The following is a 24438-nucleotide window of genomic DNA, read 5'->3' as shown; positions in this document are numbered from 1 at the left end:
GGTATGACACGCCCCTCCTGTGGTCGGGGATCACGTTCCCGTAGCGCGGTCCTCAGCGAGGAGTTCGATGGTGAACTCCCTGAGCACGGGACGGGTGGCCTCAGAGTGGTGGCGCAATCCACCCGGCTGGTTCGTGCCCGCATCGGGCATGTCGATCAGCCAGAGAAGGGTGTCGTCGTCCAACGTGTCGGGCTCGGTCAGGTCGCGAAGCAATGCCTTCGGTCCGGCCTCCCGGTAGGCAGCGGGAAGGGCGAACCCCTCCTTGATCGCGTCCTGCACGATCCGTCCACAGATGGCGCTCCAACGCCCCTGTCCCCACCAGCTCCGGGTGTAGCTCGTCGCGCCTCCCACGCTGAGCAGACGCAGCGTGGGTTCCGGCCCCAGGTGTTCTTCGTCCATCCGCCTCCAGAAGCGCAGTTGCTCGGATACCGTGCGTCGTACCTCCGGCCAGCCCTCGCCGAACAGCTCTGAGATCTTCCGCCCGTCCGGCAGCGCCCACTCCGGATCGGTCAGCTGTGTCTCGATGGCCTCCCAGTCAGTCCCCTCGATCGCGTCGAGATGGGGAAGAACCGCCTTGGTCACGGCGATGTTGACTCGTGCCATGAGGACGTCATCGGGCAGGTGCCATGCCTCCACCGCGGTGTCGTTGCGCCAACACCAGGTGGCGATGCCGAGGGCCGCCGCGCCGGGCACGTAGTCGGGAAGCACATCACCGCCGGCGAACCGGCACACGAAGCCGTAGTAGCTCGACATCCCCTCCTCTGTGTCCAGCCGGGCGGCCAACTCCCGCGTTGAGAGTCCGCTGTAGGAAGCCGCCGGCGCGAATACCCAGTCGGAGTAGGCACAGGAGACGAGTTCGGTAGTGTTGACGTCGCTTCCCTCGGCAGCCTTCAGCCGGAGAGGATCCAGGAGACCGAGTGCCCCCAACCGGGCCTCCACCTCGCGTTGAGCGTGTTCGACGCCCTCTTGGAGGTCCACCGTCACCGGGTCATCGAGCGGTTCCACGCATCCATAGGGCGGGTCCTCGACATCGTCCACGAACTCGTTCGAGGAGAACTCGATCTGGCTGGCCCAGACGTCGTAGGTAACCAACAGACACACACCGGTACGAAGAAGCCGAGCCATGATTCGCGGTCCGTCCCCGGGTTCGTGGTAACCCTCCTGATCGTCCTCCCAGAGCGCCCAGCCGCCCTCCAGCAAGGGGCCGACTAGAGTGTGGAGCGTAGCGAAGTAGTTTTTCCACTCCTCCTCTGAGGGTTCGCTTTTCTCGTGAAGCGCGGACAGCGCGGCGTGGACCCCTCTGCGGTACTCCGGTGTGTTCCATGGCTGGAGAAGTTCTTCGACTCGCTGGGACGCTGCGCCCCGTTCCTTCTCCTGTGTTTCTCTCTCGAAGCTCTCGGCGAGCTTCTGCATCCTCCAGAGTGGGTGGGGCACCTCCTCTGGTTCACCCTCAGCACGACGCCGATCCAGTTCCCGCAGTTCGGTGATCAGCTCCGCTTTGGGCTTGTCGAGGTGCACCACAGGACGCCTCTGTGCCAGCTTCCGCAGCTGGCCCAGTGTCATGCGGTCATAGTCGTCGGAGGGGACATCCGAGGATCTGTTACCGGACAATGAACCAGGTGCTTTCCGTGAGGAGGGCGCGCGCACCGTCCACGTCGGCCAACCTCGCGGACAGGGTGCGTTCGGCCAGGTGCTCCGGTAGAGCCGCGTTGAACTTGAGGCCTTCCAGAGCGCGGGTCGAGACCTCGGGGAGCACCACCCGTTCCTGGGCCGCCTGTTTGGCGGCGGCCCAGGAACTCGGGTCCAACTCAGGGTTGAGGCGTAGGCACGCGTCCGTGGGTTGTTGTTTGGGATCAGCGGCAGGACCGAGGGTGGCTGCCAGGGTCAGGTTGGCCCGTGCCCCCGCCCAGGTCCACCAACGCAGGTCTCCATTGGAGGCACGGACGATGACCGATCCCCCAGGGTGGACCATGTCCAGATGGTCCTCGCGGGTCTCCGCCAGAGCTTTGACCGCGCGCTGGGTGAGCCGCACCTTGGGGTCTGCACCGAGCAGCACCTCCCGAACGGCTCGGGTCAGGGCGAAGAAGGAACCCAGGTGACCACCCGAGTCCCACTTGGCCTTGCCACCCCCTCCTTCGACCGGTTCGACCTGGCAGCGTTGCCGGCGCCAGTCCACCCAGGTGACGGCCCAGGTACTACCCGCCAGGAGTAGGCGGCGCGGACCGGCTTCCTTCTCGTCCGCGGCCAACAGCGAAGGGTCCACGCGGCCGATCTCGGTACGCCCGTGCAGGGCGGTGAACTGGGGCGGCGCAGTGAAGACGCTGGTCAGTTCCATGAAGTGGCGGTGCCCGAAGCGCTTCTCCGCCTCGGGGCCGACCATCATCAACCCGCCGTCGAGATCGATGAAGCCCTCGCGAACCAGGTGGGCTGCGATGGGCTCTCCCTGCCGGAACGGTTCCAGGTCACCCCACCACTCGGGCCAGAGCCCTCGGGCAACCTGCGGTTCCTGCAGACACAGGGCGAGCAACTGCTGGGCGACGATGTGCCGGGGTTCTGGAGTGGGTACCACCGGTTCGACCCAGTGCTTGCCCCACAGGTGCAGGAGCGCGGCGGCGTCCAACAGGCCGGGCTTGTCCACCGCGAGGAACAGACAGTTGCGGGCGCTCCCCTGGCGGCGCCCGGTGCGGCCGATGCGCTGCAGGAACGAGGCGACGGTCCCCGGGGCATTGATCTGGATGACCCGGTCCAGGTCGCCCACATCGATGCCCAGCTCCAGGGTGGAGGTGGAGACGATGACGCAGTCGCGGGCCTCGGAGAAGGCCGCCTCGGCGCGGCGGCGTTCGTCCAGGGCAAGGGAAGCGTGTGACAGAAAGGTGGTCACCCCGAACTCGCGCAGGGTGTGGCCGAGTTCCTCCACGTACTTGCGCGAGTCGCAGAACACCAGGCGCTTCTCGCCCCCGTGGAGGGAGGCGATGACCTTGGCGGCGTTGCGCAGTGAGCCCACGTAGTCGAGTTCGACTTCGCCGGGTGGCGGATCTTCGGGAACGTGTCCTGCCTGGGGCAGACTCACTCCGGGGGCGATCACCCGCCCAGGTCGCTCACCGGCCAGGGACCCCTGCAACCAGGCCAGCAGCTCCTCGGGGTTGCCGACGGTCGCGGAGAGCCCCACTCGTTGCACGGGCCGCCCGGCCACCCGGGACAGACGTTCCAGGACAGCGAGCAGATGCCAACCCCGGTCGTCCCCCGCGAAGGCGTGCACCTCGTCCACCACGATGCCGTGCAGGTTCTTGAAGAACGCCCGGTGGTCGACCTTGGTACTCACGAGCATCGACTCGAGTGACTCGGGGGTGGTGAGCAGGATGTCGGGCCGGTTGCGCAGGATGCGCTGCCTCCCTGCCGAGGAGATGTCACCGTGCCAGAGTTCGGCGGTGCGGCCCATCCACCCGGCGTAGGCCTGCGCCCGGGGCAGCAGGTTGTTGAGCAGCGCCTTGATGGGGCACACGTACAGCAGGGACAGCCCCTCCCCCGTCCGCCCGGCCATGGTGGTGAGAAGGGGGAACAGGGCCGCCTCGGTCTTACCTCCAGCCGTGGGCGCGAGCAGGATCGCGTCGTCCCCGTCGATGAGCGGGGCCAGAGCCTCGCGCTGCAGGGGGCGCAGCCCGGGCCACCCCAGGGTGTTGACGACGTGATGGGCGAGCGTGGGGTGCAGCAGGTCCAGGGTGCTCGGCTCCGCACCTGCGGGAGCCGAACCACCCACCCTGCCGCCCTCCCCTGCTGCAGAGGAGGTATTCACAGGTCGAGCTCCACCTCATCCGCGCTGCTGGCCCGCTGCACGTGGGCTCCGCGTTCCACCTCGGTCAGTTCACTGCCACCCACGGTGAGGTTGTAGTGCAGACGCGGGTCGAAGTCCTCGTTCTGGTCCACCCGGTCCATCACGTCCACGAGTTTGCGCAGGTACAGCCTGGGCGCGATGCCGACCTTGCCACCCAGTTCACCGGCAACCGCCTCGGCGAAACCGAGTAGGTAGCTGTCGTCCACCCGGCTGCGGACCCGCTGGGGTGCGTCGGCCCCGTCGGCGTACAGCTCCCGCACGGACACTCCCAGCTCGTGGAGCTTGTCCAGGTCGAAACCACCGAGGCGGATCTGGGAGGCGTACAGGTTGTCGTGCCGGGGATCGGTGAGGAAGTCCGTGTGCAGACGCTGGGCCAGGGGCGCCAGCCGCTGCACGCCCTGGGGGCCGTCGAAGAACGCCGGGGTACCGGTGATGACCAGGTACAGCCCGGGAAACTGCTTGTTGGCGATCTCGTCCAGTAGCTGTCGCAGCGCGTTGAGCCCCTTCTCCCGGGTGTCGGTGCGAGCCCGCTGAAGGGTCTCCAGCTCGTCCAGGACGACCACCAGTCCCGGGTGGCCGCAGTCGCGCAGCAGCACCAGCAGCCCCTTGAGCGCTGCCAGCGCGCCGAAGTGGTCGAGGTCGCCCTTGATCCCGGCATAGCGCTTGGCCGCGGCTGCGACGTTGGGCTGCCCGCCCAGCCAGGCGATGAGCGCCTCGGCGATGGCCGGCTGTCCCTCGGCCTGGGCACGGTGATAGCCGCGGAGGGCGGCGGCGAATCCGGGGTTGGTGGCCGCGACCTCGGTGAGTCGACGCTCGAGGAGAGCCGTCACGGCCTGGTTGAGTGCCTCCTCGTCGGTCTCCTCCACCGTTCCGTCGGCGAGGACGTCCTCCTCCAGGGAGTACACCCAGTTGTCCACGATCTCGCGCAGCGCGCTGGGGGGCTGGGTGGAGGTGGTGAGCCGTTCGGTCAGGCGCCGGTAGACAGTCTCCAGCCGGTGCAGCGGTGTCTCGGTCTCGGAGATCTGGATCTCGGTGACCGCGAAGTTGGAGCGCTTGGCCCGCTCGCCCAGCCACCGGACGAAGAACGTCTTGCCGGAGCCGTACTCACCGCGCACGGCCTTGAAGTCGGCCCCGCCGGTGCTGACGTTGCCGAGCTCCTTGTCGAGGGCGTTCTCGTAGCGGTCGAGTCCGACCGCGAACAGGTCGAGGCCGCCGTGCGGGACGGTGCCGCGGCGCAGGGCGCCGACGACCTCCTCACGGCGTGCGGCGCTGACGGGGTTCACGCTCGGCCCCCTCGGAGGAACTGCTGCTGAAGCAGGGCGGTGTTGAGTTCGACGCTACGGTCGCCGTCGGTCAGGGTGAGGACCGGGTAGGCCTCCACGTTGAGCACCTTCCCGACCATCTTGAGGAAGCGCACGGCTCGTGGGTGGCTCTGGGGCCCGTTGGCCGCACGGGAGGCCGCGCCGACGGGCAGTCGCGGGTTGCCTCCGCCCACGGCGGCGAGGGCGTCGACGAGCGCGGCGATCTCCTCTGTGGCCGGAGCCCGGCCGACTCTGCTGAGGCTGGCCTTGAACGCGGGGGTGTCGATCACCTGGGTCCCCAGGGTCTGGTCTCCGAAGAGGGCGGGGGTCTGCTCGGTCTTGGCCTGCTTCTTTCCCGGCCGTCGTTTCTGAGCGCTGGTGCCCTTCTCCTTCTGGGGGTCCCAGGTGACGAACCCGGTGAAGTCGTCGAACCGCGTGTGGTGCCCGCTGTCGGCCGCCGGGGTGCTCTCCAGCGGCTGGGACCACCAGACCGGCTCGACCTCGGCCGGCCCCAGTCGCTGCCAACCGTGCGGGGCGGGGGCGTGACCGCTCTCCCCCGAGCCTAGGCGTGCCGTCTCCACGGGTACGAACACCAGCACGGGGATGACCATCTCGGCCGCGGAGAAGCCGCCGTGGTAGCCGTCCTTGCGGTCGGTGTAGCGGATGTCCTCCCGGTGGGGGACGACGAGGGTGCCGTCGCCGATCAGGACCCGGTCTCCGGTCGCGAGGATCTCGCCGTCACCGGGTTCTCCGACGCGGTAGCGGGCGGACTCCCCCGACACGGTCTTGACGGCCTGTCCCCGATCCCACACGTGACCGTGGTCGGAGGTGAGCACGACGGGGCGGCCGGCCCGAGCGGCGGCGTCCAGGAGCGAACCGAGCTTGCCGACCTGCTTCGTGGACCAGGTGGCCTGGTCCGCTTCCCGGCCACGGGAGAGGGCGTCGTCGATGGTGTTGAGGACGACTCCGACCACGGTCTCGGTGTCGTCGATGTCCTCCTGTACCTGAGCAGGCAGGTGGAGCCCGGCGCCGACCTCCAGGTCGCGCTGGTAGTAGAGCACCGCTCTGCGCTGGCCGAAGGCCGTGTTCTTCCACAGGGCGGTGAAGCCGGAGCGTTCGCGGTCCTGTTTGCCCGTGGTGAGTTCGCCGGTGAGCAGGGACGCCCGAGAGCAGTTGGTGACGGAGGGGACGGTGGCCAGAGCGCCCTCGCGCACACCGGCCTGGGTTCCCTTCGAGATACGGCCGACCTCGGCGAGGCGTCCGCCTCCGTTGACGTCCTCCGCCAGCTGGACGGCGACCTCCACGCTCATTCCGTCGAGCACGATGACGAGCGGTGCCTGGTCCTGTGCGAGCGGCAGGGCCACTCGGCTGAGGAGGTTCTCGGCCCGCAGTTGGGTGTCGGTGGGCGCGTGCCCGCTGTTCCAGCGGTTGACGGCGGTGGCGAACGCGGCGTCGACCCGAGCGCGCCAGGCGCGGACACGCGTGTAGAGGGTGCCCAGGGCCTGGACGAAGACGGGTACGTCACCGTGGTGGTGCCAGATCGCTGAGGCCGCGCGGTCCACCCAGCCGGTCTCCTGCACGTGGACCTGGATCCACCCGTGCGCGGTGCCGGGTGTGGTGGCGCCCAACGGGTGGTCCGCCGAGCCGAGCGCCAGGCGGCGCAGCAGCCGTACCGCGTTGGTGGCGGCGCGTGCCTGCTCCTGCTTGTCCCGGGAGCCGTGGCGGCGGTGGTCGCGCAGCCGCCCCAGTGCCCGTTCCACCTCTCGCAGGTCCTGCGGCAGGGGCCCTCCTCGGCCGTCTTCACCCAGGGCGAGGGTGATCTGCCGCCCCAGGTCGGCCAGGCGGGTGTGCAGCCCGGCGTCGAGCAGTCGGCTGGCCTGGGCCACCGGTGCGGCGTCGAGCTGGAAGAGGAGCTCCTCGGTACGGCGGACGGTCTCGTCGGCGTGGTCCTCCTCCGCACCGTCGAGCAACCGCACCAGGGAAGCGGTGCAGGCGTTGCCGAACTCCCTCAGTTCCCCGGCCCGGGGCTGGTTGGCGCCGAAGTACCGTTCCTGGGCGCGAATCAGGGCGTGCTGGGCCGCGCGGGCCGCGTCCCGGTCCCCGTCTGGGCGGTCCTCCTGGGCTGCCTCGTCGAGTTCGGACAGGGTGAGCCCGATGGGGACTGCGTCGAGCGCGTGGCCTCGGTCCAGGAGTGTGAACAGCACCCGCGGGACGGCTCCGAGGTTCTCCTCGACCTCGCGGCGCAGGTCCTCCCGTTCGTCCTCGTGCAGACGGGTGAAGGCGGCCACGGAGGCGGGGTTGCGGGTCCATTCCAGGAGCGCCGCGCTGTCCACCTGTTCGCCGGGTTTGCGGCCGAAGCGCGCGGAGACGGCGATGGACAGTGCCTGTTCGAGCTTGAGCACACCGGTGCCCAGTTTGAGCTGGTGGGTGGCCCTGATCTCGCGCAGGGTGTCGGCCAGCCAGCTCAGCCGGCCCGAGTACAGCCGTGGGTCGATCCGGGTGACCTTGAGTTCGCCGCGCAGCAGCTCCCAGTCGTCGAGGCGGACCACCTCCTCGCCGAGGAAGCGGCCCAGCAGCGCCTCACCGAGGTCGGCGGGGTCGAGCGGAGTGAGGACGACCACGTGGTCGACGTCCTCGTGGCTGCCGCTCAGCGCGTGCACGAGGGTCAGGACGCTGTCGGCGCCCACCACCCGTACGGTCCGCTGCTCGTTCGTTCCCTGACCCGTCTCGATCTGCACGGTGAGGGTGCCGGGGCCGTCCCAGTGCGGGGCGGCGGACAGGGCCAGAGCAGTGGCACCAGAACGCGGGTGACCCTTGGCGACCCGCCGGGCCTCGGCGTCCAGCGCGCGCTCCAGCGCACCGGCCAGACTCTCCGCACTCACCCGTCCCAGGGCCGGGGCTGCGGGTCGGGACGCACCCGCGCGGGTGGTGGCGCTGTTCACTCGGCCTCCCGGATGGTGATCTGGATCTTGCGGTCCTCGGGGATGCCGAGTCGGGTACGTAGCTCAGCGACGGCCGCGTCCACGCCGACCCCCGGGTCGACCGCGACCCAGGACTCGGCGGGGGTGGCCGCGGGCTGCGGCAGGGTGGAGCCGTCTCCACCTGTCACTCCGGTGTGTTCCGGGACGGTGCCGCCACTCGGTTGCGGAACCGGGGGTGTCACCTTGGGTCCGGAGGCCTCACGGATGATGAGGTTGTTCAGCGCGCTGGCGGCGCTGTTGGCGGAGCTGAGAGCCGTGGCCAGCTTCTGGCTGCTCTCGTTGTGCCGCGCGGCCTCCCTGAGCGCGCTCAGGATCTGTTCGGCCCGGCTGGAGTGTGTGCCGCCCGACTGACTGATGGTCTCCAGCGCCTCCAGCAGGTCCCACCGAGCGGCGGCCAGCGCCTGGGCGAGGTTGCCCGCCCCCGTGATGCTGAGGTGGTAGACACCGCTCTGCTCGGGAAGGTCGGCCTGGCCGAGCGCCCTGACCAGTTCGGTGTCGTCCGCCAATCCGCTGAGTCGGCCGAGGAGCTCGTCCGCGGCCCGTGCGGTGCGCAGCCGCGGGGCCTCTTCGTTCAGGCCGAGCACCTGGGTGTGCTTGGTGAGTTCACGGACCAGGTGTTCGCTGCCCGCCTGGAGCCGGTGCGCCTGTTCCTTGAGCTGCTCGGCCATGCGCTGCACGGAGCGGCTGTTGAGTAGCGGCTGGGCGGGGAGCCCGAAGATCCGCTGGGCGCGCTCGTTGGCCTGCTGGAAGTCCTCCTCGGAGGGCAGTTCCTGGCGGCGGAGCACAATGTCGTCCGCGAGGTGGCCGATGTCCGCGCCGGTGTAGCGCTTGCCCGCCCGGATCCAGGCCCGGTCGCTCTGCACGGCGTAGACCAGGACCAGGAGGTCGACGATGTCCTCGGGGAGCCCCTGCCCGTCCTCGCGGGCGCGGATCCACTTCTTGAGGTCGCCGACGCGCACGTCGGTGCTGGTGGGCATGTTGACCTTGACGAACCGATCGATCTCGCGCTGCCAGTCGTCCCGCAGCACGAACACCTCACCGACGGTGGCGATGCGCAGCGGACCGGCGATGTGCCGCAGGGTGGGCAGGTCGCTCTTGGGCGCGTTTTCGTACCGGTTGAGCTTGTCGGCCTTGGCCTCCTCCACCGCCTTGAGCACGATGCTGAGGTCGCCGCGCCGCAGCGCGGACTTCTTGGTGGGGCTGGCCAGGTCGGGGTGCTCGGGGTAGAGGTGGTCCAGGAGCTTCGTGGTGATCCGCTCGAGGGCGGCCGGGAACTGGCTGCCGGCCTCCAAAGGGATGTTCAGGCCCTGCGGCATCGGCTCGATGTGCGGGTCGGCGGGGGCGCCGTAGTCGCTGCTGTCCCGCTCCACCTCCACCAGGCCGTAGGCGCCGCGCAGCAGGTTGCTGATCTGTGCGATCAGCTGGTTGCGCTGGTTGTCCAGCTGGGCGCGGGCCTCACGGCGGTCCTCGCTGCTCCAGTCAGGCGCCTTCTCCTCGATAACGTTGGGTTCGAGGAGGTACTCCATCATGAGGATCCGACGGGCGTCCTCCAGCTTGCCTGGAGACAGGAACGTCGGCAGCCAGACCAGCCCCGGGACGGTCTCACCGAACTCCCCCCGCAGGGCCTGCACACGGTAGCGGTCCTCGGAGGGGCTGTGGTCACCGTCGTCGAACGGGTAGTCGATGACCACCCGGACCGCGTTGGTCGCGACTGGCCGGAACTCCTCCCGGCCCAGGTCGTCGGTGGAGCGTACGTTGCCGAAGACCAGCTCGACGGCGCGCTGGGTACCGCGCCAGACCACCCCGGCGCGCTCGGCCCCCGGCTCCAGGCCGAACTTCCCCCACAGCAGGCGCTTGAACAGCCGACGCAGAGCGTGGTCGTTCGCGGCGGAGTAGGCGCTGCGCATCAGGGACTCGGTGTCCACCCGCAGCAGGTTCAGGGACAGGGTGGGGTTGTCGCTCTGGGCGCCGACCCGCACCTCACCGAACTGGGCGGCCATGTCCTGGAAGAACGTGGTCGCCGCCTTGACGTCCTGCCCGGGGCGGCGGGCCTTGACGATGCCCTGGTTGAGCGCCATCGCCCGACCCACGGTCAGGTCCTTGAGCGCGGGAACGTTCGGGGTGAGCGCGCTCAACAGGAGAGTCTTGACCAGCAGGTCGTCCCGGCGGAACGGGGAACGGACGTCCAGCCCGGCCACCTCGGCCTTGGTGACCTCATGCTTCTCCAACAGCCAGGGCTGGACCTTGTTGAGGTAGAAGTTGCTGATCTTGGCGTACTCGGCGCTGAGGTGGTCCTTGAAGGGCTTGGCCTCACCCTCGATGAGCACGTCGAACACGGCGCCGATCGGCACCATCTGGCCCACGGGCAGGGTACTGCGGTACTTGACCAGCAGTTCCAGGAGGAGCTTGATGGCGCTGCGCTGACGCTGCAGGGCGTAGGACATCTCCACCAACACATGCAGCGCGGCGGGGCTGAACGGGTAGAGGCTGCGGAAGTCCTCCCAGGTGCTGGTGTCGGCTCCGCCCGCGCTGTCGAGGAGAGTGTCGCGCACCTCGGCCCGGCTGCCGCGCATCCGCTCGAACGCCGCGTCGATCTCGGCGGCGGCCTCGTCACTGCGGGGCTTGATGAGGCGGTGGCGAGCGATCTCGGTGAGGTTGGCGTCGGCGAGCTTGATGTGGCCGAAGCGGCCGTCCCAGTAGCTGATGGTCTGGGAGATACCCTCGGTGCCTCCGCCGAGGCCGACCAGTTCGCGCAGGTCGCGCTGGCGGGGCACGAAGCTGATGATGGGCGCGGGCCGGTGACTGTGCGAGGACTCGACCAGCTTGGCGATCTTCTGCACCTCGCTGCTGATCCGGCCCTCGTCACCGATGAAGGCGGTGAAGCGCAGGATCAGCTCGTCCAGGAGCAGGACGACGGCGTCGCAGCCCAGGTGCTTCTTGGCGTGGCGGCTGATGACTGACAGGCCCTCGTCGATGCTGACGTAGGCGCCGCTGGAGTCCCCCACCGCGCTGGTGTAGCGCTTAAACGGGCCGCTGATCAGGGCACTGATCAGCTCTTGGCGCAGACCCTGCTCGGTAGCGACCTCGGTGTCAGGGTGGACGGCGAAGGCAGCGTCGAGTTCCTGGGAACTCCAGACGGAGGGACCGGCAAGGTCCCCCCAGGCCGGGTCGTTTGCGCCTCCGTCCTGGGTGCTTTCTCGAGTCGGAAGCAGGTCGATGAACGCCTCGTCCCCCATACGGGAGCGCTGCTCACGAGCGTCATCCAGCAGCCCGTCCGCACGGTAGACCGCCGGGACCGGAGCGTCCGGGTACTCGTGACGAACCTGGCGCACGTACCCCCCGAGGATGTTGGCCTCGATGGAGACGTCCTTCTCCACCAGGTGTGCCTTGACCTCGATGAACTTCTTCCCGGACAGCCAGCTGTCGTGCTTGGCGAGCAGGTCGGCCAGGCCGGACTTGCTCCGGGCGTCCGGGTGGTGGTCCAGGATCGCGGAGAGCACCGCGAGGAAGTGGCTCTTACCGGCACCGAATGAACCGTGCAGGTAGGCGGCCTGGGACTTGCCGTCGGTGACCGAGGAGCGGATGGCCTCCAGGGCCTGGTCGAAGCTCTCGGCCAGCTGGGGGGTGACCACGTACTCGGCGAGGGCCTGGGCCTGGCGGGTTGAGGTGCTCTCGGTGAGCTTGACGACCAGGTCGCCGTCCTGGACGGCGAGGGGGATGTCGATCAGGTCGCTGATCACTCGGCCGGTGCCGCTCGAACCAGGGGAAGGGGTCGTCATCGCCGGGGCGCGCCTTTCTGCGTTCTGCTCGGGGGGGGGGTGGGAACCGTGGGCGCGGCCAGTGCGAACACGCCGGGTGCTGGGGCGTCCGGTGGGCGCACGGTTCCCGATTCTGGGCCGGGGTTCCAGCCTAAGTCCGGGTGAGGACAGGAACACCCTGTGCGGTGGGGGCGGTGAAGGGCGAGGTGCTAGGGGAAGTTCGTCTTGCTGTGTTGGAAGGAGGGTTGGGGCACTGATGTGACGAACGGGGCGGGATTCGGGTTGTCATACGGTTTCAACCCACTGCTTACCCACAGGAGCGGCGGCGTGAGCACGCCGCATCCAAGGGATGGACGCGAGTTGAGGGGTGTTGTGCGTTCCCGGGCCGGAGACCAGCGGGCGGTCTCCGGCCGTGACGTGGGGACACTCGGCAACGTTGAGCGGGATGCGCTGGAGGTCAGGCCTTCTTGCGCCCTCGGGCGGATTGCGGACGCCAGGCCTTCATCTCCGACTCGGTGATACCGGTGGTGTCACGCAGTTCGGCGAGGTCCGTCCTGAGGTGGTCGGCAGGGGTCTCGCCGTACTCGTCGGCTTCGGTGTGCCACTGCTGGACCCAGGGAAGCAGCTCGAGCATCCCCGCGAGAAGCGGAACCATCTTGTCGCGGGTGTCCTCGTCCCTACCCCAGCCGAGTTCGTCGAGGCGCTCGTGGGCGAGGGTTCCGAGGGCGTCCGCTTGCTCGGCGTGGTCCCACCCGACCCAACCGAGCAGGAGGGTCGAGTCTGTGTCCGTCTCCGCGCCCGGGTAGGAGACGAACCGCTCCTTGGGTACGTCGAGCTTTCCGCGGTTGGACCAGTACTCGTTTCGACGGAAGTCAGCGGACATGTACTTGGGCGGGACGGGGATGTCGAGGCGGTGTTCCTTCTCCCCCTCCGCGAGATCGGCGTTGAGCTTGTCCTCCTCACGCTGGAGGTCCCACACCTGCTCCCAGTCGGCACGCTTGCGCAGACCGGTGTCCTTGTAGCGGAGAGCGGCGAGGTAGGGAACGTGCTCGGTTTTGACGATCTCCTCGATGACCTCACCGAAATCCTTGGTGGAGTCGTAGAGCGCAGCGACTTCAGCTACCTCGGGGAACAGGTCCCGGACCCGGTTGGCCAAGGCGCGAAGCGAGAGCGGGTGGGCCCGCTCGTCCCCGTAGTCATCGAGGTTGAACCAGAGACGCCGGTCTTCGCACTTGTCCAGAAGCCAGGACTTGAGTGCCGCCTTCTGCTTCTTCTCCCAAGGCTCGGACTGCCAACGCCGCTTGTACTCGGGGCGTTCGAGCAGGTTGATGTTCTTGTCGGACTCGATGAGTTCGATCCGCTTAGCGACTACTTGCCTGTAGGAGTCAGGCCAGTGAGAAGGGATTTCCGTGACGGGGGCGGATCGGTGGCGATTGAACCACACAGTTGATGCTTCGCCTGTCTCGACCTTGCGCGCGAGAACGATCTCGAAGGCGCGCTCACCCAGGTTGACGGAGGGGACATCAGCCGTGTCGGGGATAACCAGCTCTGCAAGCTGCGCATCGCCGATGAGGCCATAGCGGTGGTAGACGTCCCAATCGAGTTCTTCCTGGAGGGCGATCATCCTCTGGCAGGTAGCAACGTGCTCAGCATGCGTGTCCTCCAAGGGTCCGGTCGTAGGCGTACTCGACTCCACCAGAGCAGCAGGTTCTAGAGTCGATAGTTTCTGAGCCAGAGAGTCGATCTCCCTCGATCGAGCCAGGGGGAGCTTGGACGGTAGCGGGAATTCTTTTAGCTTAGTACCAGTGAACTCATAGAATCTCTCCCACGCAGCACTTGTGATCCCACCGCCTTCCCCCCTGTTCCCCTTATCGTGACTCACCTGCTTGAGCCAGAAGCACGCAACAGACGAATTCAGCACCCCCAACAGCTCAAGATGCTGATCCTCCGTCGCCCCCTCCGGCAACTTGATCACCGGAGCATGAGCATCAAAAACTTTACCTCCACGATCCAGCACATAGTTATTGTGAGTACCAATATTAGCAAACACGATCGAAAGAGGAGTCTGATAAGCCGAAGCGGTGTGCTGCATATACTCCCACCACTCCCTGCCCGCATCAGCCATCACCCCTTGAAACGTCCTCCTCGCCGCCAACAATGAGCGAACAAACCAGAGCTCATTCTGAATATTCACAGAGGAATCCGCTTCTTCAGCGTACGGATACCAAACAAAAAGAAGTGATTCAAGCCTCCAATCCCTCACGCGATCCCCGTGAACAATATTTCTCATACCTTCAAGGGACACCGCAACGGAGCATGCCGCACGGCGCCTCACAAAGGAGTCATCAGAACCGATCCGGACAGCCCTACCCACAGGCAGATCAATTTTCTCAGACAGCAACGCAACAGGACCGGCCTCAAGCAAGACCCTCAACTCCGATGCGCCACCACCAGAAAGCGACCACGGATGCTTCTTAAACCGATCCCACCCGAGGTCTTCAACCCCCACATACTCCGACCCAAATCCAGGCCTGTCAACGTATTTAACTATGTCTTTCCAAACAATTCCCTGGGAGGGACTTTCTGGCTGATTCGGCTCACCACGAATTCCCAAAACAGCTCGAATAGAGCCCCCAGGCGAAGGCAACATGTTTCGACCAACAAGGACTACCGTTGGAGTCCCATGACCTGGAATATATGCGCCAGATGAATCAACCACAAGGCTTAAGCGAACTTCATTTCGAAAGAAATTCTCGATCAATTTTTTGCCAAACCCGCGCTTCATGAAGGAGTTGGCTGTGATCTGACCGACAAATCCTGCACCAACCCTGTCGCCACCGGCTCGTTTAGCCAGACCAAAAAAGCGCTCAGCAAAGGGAACCGACAGAGCGTATGTCCCGGAACAGGTCGAGTAACATTCCCGGTAATTCTGGTTTTCTTGCTTGTCCTTCACTGTAATGTAGGGAGGATTCCCCACTACTGCATGGTAGCTGGCGACACCCAAAAGGTCGTACTCAGCCTCATAATCGAAGACGTCTTCCGATGAGTAACGGTGAACTTCGTCCCCAGATCCGAAGAGGTCCTCCTGCCGTTGCGGAGCACCGCGCCCATGCAGCAGGGAGTCACCTGTCGCCACGACGATCGGCCACTCTGGGTTGCTCATGCCGAGGACGACAACCCCGCCTTCCTTCATCGCCGCGACGAGGAGGCGGAAGCGCGCGATGGCCACCGCGTACGGGTTCTTGTCCACGCCGTGGACACTGCGCAGGCTCCGGCTAATCAGGTCCCAGTCCGAAGTACCCGGTTCGGCCTCGCGCCACTTGTTAAGCAGCCGATGGAACGCGCCTAGCAGGAAGTGACCCGACCCGCAGGTCGGGTCGATCAGGCGGAAACCATCGCTCTCCTTATGCTGATAGATCCTCTTACCGTCGAGGCCAAACTCTTTGATGGCTGGTTCGAGGGTGTAGTCGAGGATGAACTCCTCAACGAACTCCGGCGTCTGGAGCAGCGCGTACTTCTTCCGAGTCGCCTCGGACAGATCCTGGTAGAGGTCGCCCAGGAAACGGGTGTTCCACTCGGAGTCAGTGAAGTCATGGACCAAGTGGCCGTCTTCGCCCACGGCACGCCAGAAGTCGATGATCTGCTTGGCGGCCGAGTGGGACGGGGTGATGGTCCACATGGGGTTGTGCCGCTTGTCGAAGAGTCCCGCCATGACCGAGGACACGCTCATCTGTTCGAAGGCGTGCTCCAACCAGTCACGGTCGGTCCGCTCTGGAGCATCGGGGTTCTCGCTCCGTCCTTGGAGAACCCATGCCTCTTTCAGCTCTTGGGCGACGCCGTACCGGTCACGCTCATCCTTCGGACCTGCAATGAACGGCTGCTCAAGAAGTCCGTTGTCCTCGCAGAAGCGCAGAAAGACCGTGGACAGCACCCACGCCACTGCGGCCTGGGTGATCTGTCCCTCGCGCCACTCCCCCTCGGTGACAGCCGTGCGCTCGGCGTCCCGCGCGCGCTGGTACTCGCGCTTCAGGGAGGCATCGAAGGTCTCAGGCTCTCCGGTGGAGTCGGTTCCCTTGATCGCTGTCGGGTCCTGACCGCGTTCGCGTAGGTCGTCCTCCAACAACTTCACCTGCTTTTGCAGGTCCTTCAACAGCGCCGCCTGATCGACCACGGGGGGCTCCAACCACAACGAGAGGGACGGGGTACCTCTCCATTGTCACGCGTGGAGCACCTTGGTCACACCGGCATCCTTGATCGTGATCCCTACTGTGTGACGGTGGTGGACATCTAGGCATGGAGATCCACCACCGTCCTTGTTCGGCGGGGTTACCAGAGTTCGAGGAGTGGGGGCAGAAGCCGGGTGAGGGTGTGGGCGTCGGGGACCTCAGTGAGGCCCGTGGGGTTGGCGATCCAGTAGGAGCCGGTCCGCTCTCCATACCAGATGACCAGGCGCGGGTTGCGAGCCTGGAGCGAGGCGGCGAGGGCGTGCTCGGAGCGGTACTCGGCCAGGTGGCCGCCGAGGCGGGGCAGGTGCTCGGCGCGGCGGTCGCGGCAGGAGCGGTGGGCGCAGGTGGTGCAGGCCGGGCCGGAGAGTGGGTTCCGGCCGAGAGCGTCGCTGGAGGGTCGGGGTGCAGGGATAGGTGCGTCACTGATCCTGCTTTCTGACTTCGCTAGGTCTGGAATTCGGGGTTGTGTTGGGGGCCCGGGAAGCGTTGCACCGCTTTCCTGGGCCCTTTTTCGTGCGTTCTTGCTGCTGAGGGCTATGGCTCGTGGGTCAGGTGGGGCCAGGCGCTGTCTTCGAGGTCGTAGGCGAGGAAGCCCCACACTTCGCGGTGGCCGGGGCAGCCGTTGTCGCCCCAGTCGGTGGCCAGGGCATCGATCATGGCCAGCCCGCGTCCGGAGTCGCTGGTGGGGTCCAGTCCGCCGGGGTTCGCGATGAGGTGGTGGCGTTCCCTGTAGTCGATCCTGCGGTCGGTGGTGACCCCGTCGTCGCGGCAGATGACGCGGAGTCCGTCCCGGTGGCGTTCGCACAGGAGCCGGTAGGAGCGGCCGGGCAGTCCGGAGCGGGAGTGCTTGAGGGCGTTGCTGGCGAGTTCAGAGCCGATGAGGGTGAACAGGTAGCGGTAGTCGGGGCTCTGTTCGGCGGCGCAGGTGTTCAGGAAGGCGCGGACCAGTGGGAGGAAGAGCGGAGAGGCGCCGAAGTCGTAGCGGCGGGTCCTGTAGTGGGGGCGGTCGGGTCGGCCGTTGAAGTAGTGCCGGTAGGAGTGGGGCACCAGCTCGTGGAGGGCGATGGTCACCTGGGCCATCGGGGGTACGGGTGCGAGTACGGGCATGACGAACAGACTCCTGACGCAGAGGGAAGCTGCACGTGGGTCGAAGGAGTGCCCGCAAGGCCGATGACCTTCACGTTTTCCCTACGGAGGGAAAGGGGCACGACGTAGCCTGAGCACCGGAGGCCCTGACACTCTGTGTGAGTCACCGGTCACTGGCTACACATCCATCATGTTCTGGAGATTCTCTGGAGTCAAGCCATGTGGAGACTCTCCAAAGAATTTTGATAGATTGCCTCCATGAAGCCCTCCTTCAGCCCAACCATCAGGCGTCGCCGCCTTGCTCGCATCCTGCGTGACCTTCGTGCGGAATCCGGGGACACTCTCGACATCGCTGCCAGGAAGTCAGGGGTTCCGCGAGCAACCCTGGGCAAGATGGAGACGGCCTCACTCAAGCGCATTCGGGCTGCCTACATCGACTCTCTCGCGGAGATCTACCAGGTAGACAAGAGCGTCTGGGAGGGTATGCACCAGCTCGCCAAGGATGCGGTTGAGCCGGGCTGGTGGTCCAAGTACAAGGACGTCTTCAGCCCAGCTGGGCTACCGTCCTTCGAGGTGGAGGCCTCGTTCATTCGCGTCTATGAGGCGCAGGTCATCCCCGGGCTGTTGCAGACCCCCGGGTATACGAGAGGTGTGTTTCTGGGTGCCAACGCCTACTCAGAAGAGCGCATCCAGCGCCACATCCAGGCGCGTATGGAGCGCCAGGAGATCCTGAACCGGCTTCACCCTCCGGAGTATGCAGCTGTCATCGATGAGGGTGCTCTACGAAGGCACTCTGGTGATGCCTCGAACATGCGGGAACAGTTGCATCACCTCGTGGAGATGGCGACACGATCCAACATCGCGATCCAGGTGCTCCCGTTCTCCGCAGGCCTGCACGCTGCCAACCTGGGCAGCTTCCAGATCATGGAGTTCCCGGAGTCCAACGACCCCACCATCGGGTACTCCGAAACACCCACGTCCACCCTGTATGTGGAGGATCTGGAAGAGATCCGCCGATACGATGCCATGTGGCGTGAAGCAAGCAGCGCTGCTCTTACAGTGGCCGAAACCATAGACTTCGTGCATGACGTTGCTGAGTCGATGAGGGATTGATCGTGACTGACCTCGTATTTCATAAGAGCAGCTACAGCGGAGCTGGCGAGAACTGCGTCGAGGTCGCGGACCTACCCAGGGGCGCAGCTCTCAGGGATTCAGAGAACCCCGCCAGGGGCCACGTCCCCTTCCCTGTAGCCGAGTGGACCGCCTTCCTGACATCGGCCTGCGCATCCCAGAGCTGACCTCAGGGTCACGTGGTGGTCGACGGACACAGTCCAGTCGGCCACCATGCTGTTTCTCGCAGCCACGGTCCCCCTGACCGCCGACGACAGCGCGACTCCACCTCTCGTCGACGATCAGTCAGCTCGACGCCGAGCTCTCGCGCTCATCTCCCGCGAGCGGCAATACGAACACCCAAGGGAACCACCAGTCATCACTGCTGACATCCGGGGCATCCCTGGCACCGCTCGCGAGGCAGGCACAGTGGTCAGGTTCCCGAAGTCTTCCGGCTAGGAGACGGGTGGCGTAGACGAGCCGGTACGACGAGCAGCGTGCGTTCCTGGAGGGCGATCGGTTCACTGGCCGCGCCCCACCGCGAGATGCCGCGCGGAGATCGCCACCCTCCGCCACACCGGCGAAAAGCTGGTGCACCACTCCTCCCCCGCGACGTCGAGGGGACCACGCTCCAAGGCGACTGACCGCGGGTCCTCCGAATCCCAGGGGGCAGCTCGAAGCGCGATCCAGCACCGGACGCACGCACGGGCGATTGACCCCCGCTGCGCCCTGCTGCTTCTTCAGCCCATATTTGACCGATCGCGCACCCCCCCACATCGGGATTCTTGTCGCTTACTCCGGCCCTGACAGCATCGCAACCGATCAGTCTCCTGAACTGCGGACAGAAAGACTTCAGACCCACGCTGGTGACCACTCCGCAGAAGCACTCAAGGACCTACGGAGACTTTCAGGGATCTCCCACCTCGTCCGGCCCAGGCCACCCAAGGGAACCGGACATCAACCGTCCACGCTCCAGGCCCGCATCTCGCCATGAGCTGCTAGTTCCCCGGAGTCGACCAACTGTCTGGCAAGAGCCTCAGGCCATGCCACCACGGCGAAACCGACCATGGATCTCCCTCACCAAATCCACTCTCGGCCCACGACCGAGGCATGTTATTTTGCTTGCAGCGCGCTCACCCCCCATGCCGGAGCGCGCGAGAGGGGAACCCATGGCAGACCCTTGGGAAGCGGACTCATCAGCGGAAATGAAGCGCAGGCTCGGAGCCTCACCGGCCGAACTCGGCAATTCCAACAACATCGACAAATGCCCGGACATCTGGGAGCTCGACAACGGGGACATCGCGGTCATAGGTCGTGATCTCACTGATTCCTACGCTCCACGCCTCCCTGAGGGTGTGGCCATCGCAGAAGACGAACGGCTGGTCATCATCCCCCGTTCCACACTCGTGTCAGCGAAATCGGACATCGCAGATGCTTGACTCCGTCAGCTCCTTCCCCGGCGACCACCTGAGTCTCTCCGAGTACGGCGATGACTTCGGAGACCGGTTCCGATCGCTCCGCAACGCCGACGTCTGGAAACTCGAACGGCAGCAGGAGTTCCACGAGCCAGAGAGCGAGAGCTGGATGGCCTTCCTCCATGGCCACTGGGAGGAGTCCTTTCGGCTAATGGAGGCTGATCGTCCCGCCCTGCGCAAGATGTTCGAAGGCCTGGCCCAGGCCGGGTGCCGGGTCCGGCGGGTTCGGGTCGTCGAGCAGCCCTTGTCGACCTACCTGCTGTGGGAGCTGCACTCCGCAAGGATTCGAGCCCAGTGCGGCGAGGACATCCGTGTCATCACCCCGGAGGCGCTCTCCGCCTTCGAACAGGAAGGCCCCGTCCCGGAGATCGTCATCCTCGGTGAGGAGGTGACCTACCGGATCCTCTACGACGCTCAGGGAGAGGCCGAGGGAGCGGTTCGCCACACCGACCGCGCTCTCCTCGAACAGTGCCGGTCCGAAATCGCCGCCCTGCACGAACGGGCCGAACCCGTGGAGGACTACTTCGTCCGCGAGGTGGCCGAAGTGGGAACGCCCCGTGCTCGATGAGCACACGCCTCTTCCGGGCGAGGGACCCGAGGAGAGTTCGACCAGCGGCCACCAGTCACGGATGTCGGGTGTCTCCGGACGAGCGATCCAGGCTCGGGACGTCCGTGGTGGAGTGCACTTCCACGGGGAGGGTCAGGAGAGCTCCGGTGCCCCGGTACCGCGACAGCTTCCCGCGGACGTTCGAGGATTCGTGAACCGCACCGGTGAGCTCGAGCTACTCAGTAACCACATGCCCGGTACCGGTCAGGAGTCCGACGGGCGAGTAGAGGCGGCGATGCACGTCATCGTCGGTACCGCCGGGGTGGGGAAGACCGCCCTGGCACTGCGCTGGGCACACCGGGTCCGCGGCCGCTTTCCCGACGGACAGCTCTACGTCGACCTCCAGGGGTACGGTCCAGGGCTGCCCCTGCCAGCGAACCAGGTGTTGGAGCGGTTCCTCCGGGCCTTCGGCGTCGCCGCAGACTCACTCCCACCCGACACCGACAGTCGGTCCGCCCTCTACCGCTCGTACCTGGCGGAGAAGCGGGTGCTGATCCTGCTGGACAACGCGGCCAACGCCGCCCAGGTGCGCCCGCTCCTGCCCGGCTCCGCCGACAGCGCGGTCGTCATCACCAGCAGGGACCGGCTGTCCGGGCTGGTCGCCAGGAACGGGGCACAGCGTCTCACCGTGCGCACCCTGGACACGGAACAGGCGGTGGAACTCCTCGAGTACGTGACCGTGCAGCACCGCCCCAGGGATGACCCGAGTGAGATCGCCGAACTCGCACGCCTGTGCGGACAACTTCCGTTGGCCCTGCGCATCGCGGCCGAACGTGCGGCCAGCCGTCCGCACATGCCCCTGGCCGACCTCATCCAGGATCTGCGCGACGAATCCGGACTGTGGGACGCTTTGGCCACCGATGACGAGGAGGAGGCGGACACCGTCCGTTCCGTCTTTGCCTGGTCCTACCGGGTCCTGCCCCGGGACGCGGCACGCCTGTTCCGGCTCCTGGGACTGCACCCCGGAAGGGAATTCGGCACCGGCGCCGCGGCCGCGCTCGCCGACCTCCCGGTGCGCCGGGCCCGACGCTCGCTGGACACACTCGTCGGTGCGCACCTACTGGAGCAGACCGGCACGGACCGCTACCGGTTCCACGACCTGATTCGCTCCTACGCAATGGACCAGGTACGCGACGAGGAGGCTGCCAAAGACCGAACAGCAGCCCTGAAGCGACTCCTGACCTGGTATCTGCGCACGGCCTACTCCGCAGCTCTCACCGTGGACTCCAACCTGCGCCGCCCGGAGCCGGACGAGGTCCTCACTGCTCCGTCCTCGGGGCCGGTTCTCTCCGACAACTCGGAGGCGCTCCGCTGGTTCGAGCAGGAGGAACCGAACCTGAGAGCCGCGGCACAGACGGCTGCCGAGCACGACTTCACCGACCTCACCTGGCGGTTCCCCCACGTGCTGGGGCATTTCCCCGTCTACGGCGAACCCTGGATCAAGATGCTCGACCACGGCTTGAGGGCCCTACGCACAGAACACCACCCTCGGGCTGAATCCGACCTCTGGGAGAACCTCGGCATAGCCCACCTCCAGGCCAACCGGTTCGAGGCAGGTATCGAGCACCACACACGTGCCCTGGAACTGAGGCGGGAACTGGGTGACGAACACGGGGTCCTCATGTCCCTGAACGCCCTCGCCCTGGCCCAGCAACGCGGCCGCAGGCTCGTTCAGGCGCGCGAGAACTTCGAGCGTTCCCTCGCTGCGGCCCGAGGTCTCGGAAACCGCCTGTGGGAGGGGATCGCCATGGGGAACCTGGTCCGCTGCCTCCTGGAACTGGGGCGATGGGAGGAATCGGTGGCGCTGGCCGACCACGCTCTGGCGATCCACCGGGAGACCGGGGACAGGACCAGCGAGTTCGCCTGTCTCACCGCCCTGAGCACGGCCAGGCGGGAAGCGGGTCAGGCCAATCTGGCTCTGTCCCTGACGCAGAGAACCCTGGAGATCGCCCACGATCTCGACCTCACCACGTACGAGGGTTTCGCTCACCTGGAGCTCGGCCGCGCCTACTCGATGCTCAACCGGCCGGAGGAAGCGCTCGACCATTTCCACGAGGCGGCCAGCCTGCACCGATCGATGGGTGAGCACGTCCGCGAGTCCGAGTCCTTCGAGGGTGTGGGCGGGATCTACCAGTCCCTCGGCCGCCTGGACGAGGCGGCCCGCTTCTACCGCCAGGCCGCCAATGGCTACCGCCGCGACGGCGCCCGCTGGAACCTGGCGGTCTGCCTGGACCGCCTGGCCACGGTAATCACCCAGAACGGCGAAGAAACGGGGGCCCAAAGGTACCGGCGCGAGGCTCTGGAGTCCATTGGGGACTTCCATGACCCAAGAGCCGAGCACCTACGCGAGCAACTCACCGCCCATCTTGGCGACGTGAACGACTCTTGAGTAGCCGTTGAGTTGCGAAGATAACTCGATGGCATAAAAAGCACCAGGGATTCATAGGTGGACAAATGAGACCAGATGACGCACTCCTGAGCTTCATTAGCAGCCGCCGAAAGGCCGAACGCGAACTCGCTGGTTGGAAATCCGGGCCAGAGCGGCTAATGGCCCTGCTGCAATGCGCAACCCGTCTTCGCGCCATGGAGTTTGCTCGTGGGATTGACACGGAAGTTCCCTGGGAAACCGTACTTGCCCAAATCATCACGTGGCATCACGAGCTTCCGTTGGGGGAAGGGGCCTGTGACAGTGAAGACGCCCTGGAAATCTGCATCGCTGCCCTGGCATCGGCCCGTCTGGATAACCTCGAGGGAACCGTGCGAGCCGGAGGCTACGAGGTGCGTCGCCGAGGCAACGCCTTCCGTGTTCGCTTCCGTTGGGATCCAGCAATCGAAGCCGCTGACATGCACCTGGAACAGGCCGCCCACCCCACTAGTCTTCCGGAGCTCTCCTCAACCGAGCGCGAGTGGATCAGGGGCCGGTCACGAACATCCCGGGAACTCCCCCCACCGGAGGTTCTCCACGCTGCAGCCCAGCGCGCACAATCGGCCATTGACATCCACCGGCAGGCTCTACCGGAGGGCACTCTTCCCGACACGTTCCGACTCGATGAAGGTCTTACCGTCGGCCACGCTACCGCCGTACTGTCGGTCATCATGGGTCTTGCCTCACTTTGTGAGTCGACAGCACACATACTTAAGCGCACCGAAACAACACTTGCCCATATTCATCGAGATAAGTTGTCAGAGATGGTCGCCGACCAGCTACCCACAGTCCCGTCAGAACACGTCGAAGCCACCATCGAGCGGCTTACCTTCAAAAAAGGTCGCTCCTGCCGAGCATCACCTCTGGCCGAGGTACAGGGGAATGTCATCGTGTGCCCGCCACTGATCACACCTCGGGCCGTTGACACGATCATCCTGCGCAGTTCAGCCTATGATCCAAATCGTTATGGCCCTATTGGCCAACGCCAAGGACGCCGGGCAGAGAAATGGAAGGACTGGCTTGGAGAGATTCCTGGGGTTCTTGTGTCCGAGCGCATACGGGCTCGGCGCCAAGACAACCGTATTGCTGGGGATCTTGATGTGGTAGCCGTGGATCCGCAACAACGACGCGGTGTGTGCCTGGAGGTCAAGTGGCCCATCGATGCAATCTCCTTGCCTGAAGTCATCAAGATCGAAGACTGGGTGAAATCGGCATCGGCCCAGGCCAACAGGCTCCGCACCGAACTGACCTCAGGTGAAGCAACGGTTCAACTGCCCCACGGCTGGCCCAAGTTCTCCGATATCGACTGGACATGGGCTGTGGCCACACCCCAACAGCTCTGTCTTCGGCCAGTTCCCTTTGACGACATTCATGTGACGTCGTTTCGATACATGACCGGTCTCGATGCACCCAGTTCTCTAGACCAGGTCATCGACATCCTCATCTCACCCGACCTACCCGTCGAGAACATCGACTTCCACATCGGCACTCGCGAATTCATGATCGGCCATCAGAAAGTAGTCCTCGATGTGATCGAGCTTCAGGACAAGATATGGAAGCCATACCACAGGGGAATCAGCGACTCCCAGAATCAAACCATGGCGCAGGCGGCTCCGGGTCCACGTCTCCTTTGAAGG

General features: G+C 65.8%; 13 protein-coding genes. 6 read left to right on the top strand and 7 right to left on the bottom strand.

What is annotated here, in order from left to right:
- Window positions 1-30 precede the first annotated feature (30 nt).
- The 7 genes from BDW27_RS27220 to BDW27_RS09270 all read right to left on the bottom strand — a co-directional run bounded on the left by BDW27_RS27220 (window position 31) and on the right by BDW27_RS09270 (window position 17205).
- A complete protein-coding gene (locus BDW27_RS27220; RefSeq protein ID WP_158543571.1) occupies window positions 31-1563 on the bottom strand; it encodes a hypothetical protein in 1533 nt (510 codons plus the stop codon).
- Between the two features lie 37 nt (window positions 1564-1600).
- The gene (locus BDW27_RS09300) at window positions 1601-3757 is read right to left on the bottom strand and encodes a DEAD/DEAH box helicase (protein ID WP_110049007.1); all 2157 of its coding nucleotides are present in this window, start codon (window positions 3755-3757) and stop codon (window positions 1601-1603) included.
- A gap of 32 nt (window positions 3758-3789) precedes the next feature.
- On the bottom strand, window positions 3790-5115 hold the full coding sequence (brxD, locus tag BDW27_RS09295) for a BREX system ATP-binding protein BrxD (RefSeq protein WP_110049006.1): 1326 nt from the start codon (window positions 5113-5115) through the stop codon (window positions 3790-3792).
- On the bottom strand, window positions 5112-8075 hold the full coding sequence (gene pglZ, locus BDW27_RS09290) for a BREX-2 system phosphatase PglZ (protein ID WP_233515699.1): 2964 nt from the start codon (window positions 8073-8075) through the stop codon (window positions 5112-5114). The genes brxD and pglZ overlap by 4 nt, the downstream gene beginning before the upstream one ends.
- Entirely contained in the window at window positions 8072-11893 is a 3822-nt protein-coding gene (locus BDW27_RS09285) for a phage resistance protein (RefSeq protein ID WP_110049005.1), read from the bottom strand. Before BDW27_RS09285 ends, pglZ begins: the two co-directional genes overlap by 4 nt.
- Window positions 11894-12329: 436 nt before the next feature.
- Complete coding sequence (pglX, locus tag BDW27_RS09280; protein WP_110049004.1) at window positions 12330-16043, bottom strand: BREX-2 system adenine-specific DNA-methyltransferase PglX; 3714 nt, start codon at window positions 16041-16043, stop codon at window positions 12330-12332.
- A 589-nt stretch (window positions 16044-16632) separates the two neighbouring features.
- A complete protein-coding gene (locus BDW27_RS09270) occupies window positions 16633-17205 on the bottom strand; it encodes an ATP-binding protein (protein WP_110049003.1) in 573 nt (190 codons plus the stop codon).
- Window positions 17206-17442: 237 nt separating this feature from the next.
- On the opposite strand from BDW27_RS09270, the gene BDW27_RS09265 reads away from it, so the two are divergent.
- From BDW27_RS09265 to BDW27_RS27075, 6 genes are all read left to right on the top strand, one after another.
- Window positions 17443-18297 carry a DUF5753 domain-containing protein gene (locus tag BDW27_RS09265; RefSeq protein ID WP_110049002.1) on the top strand — a complete coding sequence of 285 codons (855 nt, stop codon included), beginning with the start codon at window positions 17443-17445 and terminating at the stop codon, window positions 18295-18297.
- Window positions 18298-18299: 2 nt separating this feature from the next.
- Window positions 18300-18482: a DUF397 domain-containing protein gene (locus BDW27_RS09260; protein WP_233515698.1), complete on the top strand. Its 183-nt coding sequence runs from the start codon at window positions 18300-18302 to the stop codon at window positions 18480-18482.
- Between the two features lie 981 nt (window positions 18483-19463).
- The gene (locus BDW27_RS09255; protein ID WP_110049001.1) at window positions 19464-19733 is read left to right on the top strand and encodes a hypothetical protein; all 270 of its coding nucleotides are present in this window, start codon (window positions 19464-19466) and stop codon (window positions 19731-19733) included.
- Window positions 19726-20337 (top strand): DUF6879 family protein, encoded by a 612-nt coding sequence (locus BDW27_RS09250; RefSeq protein WP_110049000.1) that lies wholly within the window; start codon window positions 19726-19728, stop codon window positions 20335-20337. Before BDW27_RS09255 ends, BDW27_RS09250 begins: the two co-directional genes overlap by 8 nt.
- Window positions 20338-20566: 229 nt before the next feature.
- Window positions 20567-22765, top strand: a complete 2199-nt coding sequence (locus BDW27_RS09245) for a tetratricopeptide repeat protein (RefSeq protein WP_370446468.1) — start codon at window positions 20567-20569, stop codon at window positions 22763-22765.
- A gap of 158 nt (window positions 22766-22923) precedes the next feature.
- Window positions 22924-24435, top strand: coding sequence for a hypothetical protein (locus BDW27_RS27075; RefSeq protein WP_146223251.1), 1512 nt, complete (start codon window positions 22924-22926; stop codon window positions 24433-24435).
- Window positions 24436-24438: the final 3 nt, after the last annotated feature.

It is taken from the genome of Nocardiopsis sp. L17-MgMaSL7, assembly GCF_003182025.1.
Lineage (GTDB): Bacteria > Actinomycetota > Actinomycetes > Streptosporangiales > Streptosporangiaceae > Nocardiopsis > Nocardiopsis prasina.
The sequence above is the reverse complement of the archived record's forward strand: the minus strand, read 5'-3'. Positions and strand labels throughout refer to the sequence as shown.

Excerpts from the sequence above, each read along its gene's own strand:
- BDW27_RS27220 (WP_158543571.1), bottom strand. The coding sequence starts at position 1,563 with ATGACACTGGGCCAGCTGCGGAAGCTGGCACAGAGGCGTCCTGTGGTG.
- BDW27_RS09285 (WP_110049005.1), bottom strand. The coding sequence starts at position 11,893 with ATGACGACCCCTTCCCCTGGTTCGAGCGGCACCGGCCGAGTGATCAGC.
- BDW27_RS09270 (WP_110049003.1), bottom strand. The coding sequence starts at position 17,205 with ATGCCCGTACTCGCACCCGTACCCCCGATGGCCCAGGTGACCATCGCC.
- BDW27_RS09265 (WP_110049002.1), top strand. The coding sequence starts at position 17,443 with ATGAAGCCCTCCTTCAGCCCAACCATCAGGCGTCGCCGCCTTGCTCGC.
- BDW27_RS09255 (WP_110049001.1), top strand. The coding sequence starts at position 19,464 with ATGGCAGACCCTTGGGAAGCGGACTCATCAGCGGAAATGAAGCGCAGG.
- BDW27_RS09250 (WP_110049000.1), top strand. The coding sequence starts at position 19,726 with ATGCTTGACTCCGTCAGCTCCTTCCCCGGCGACCACCTGAGTCTCTCC.
- BDW27_RS09245 (WP_370446468.1), top strand. The coding sequence starts at position 20,567 with ATGCCCGGTACCGGTCAGGAGTCCGACGGGCGAGTAGAGGCGGCGATG.
- BDW27_RS27075 (WP_146223251.1), top strand. The coding sequence starts at position 22,924 with ATGGCCCTGCTGCAATGCGCAACCCGTCTTCGCGCCATGGAGTTTGCT.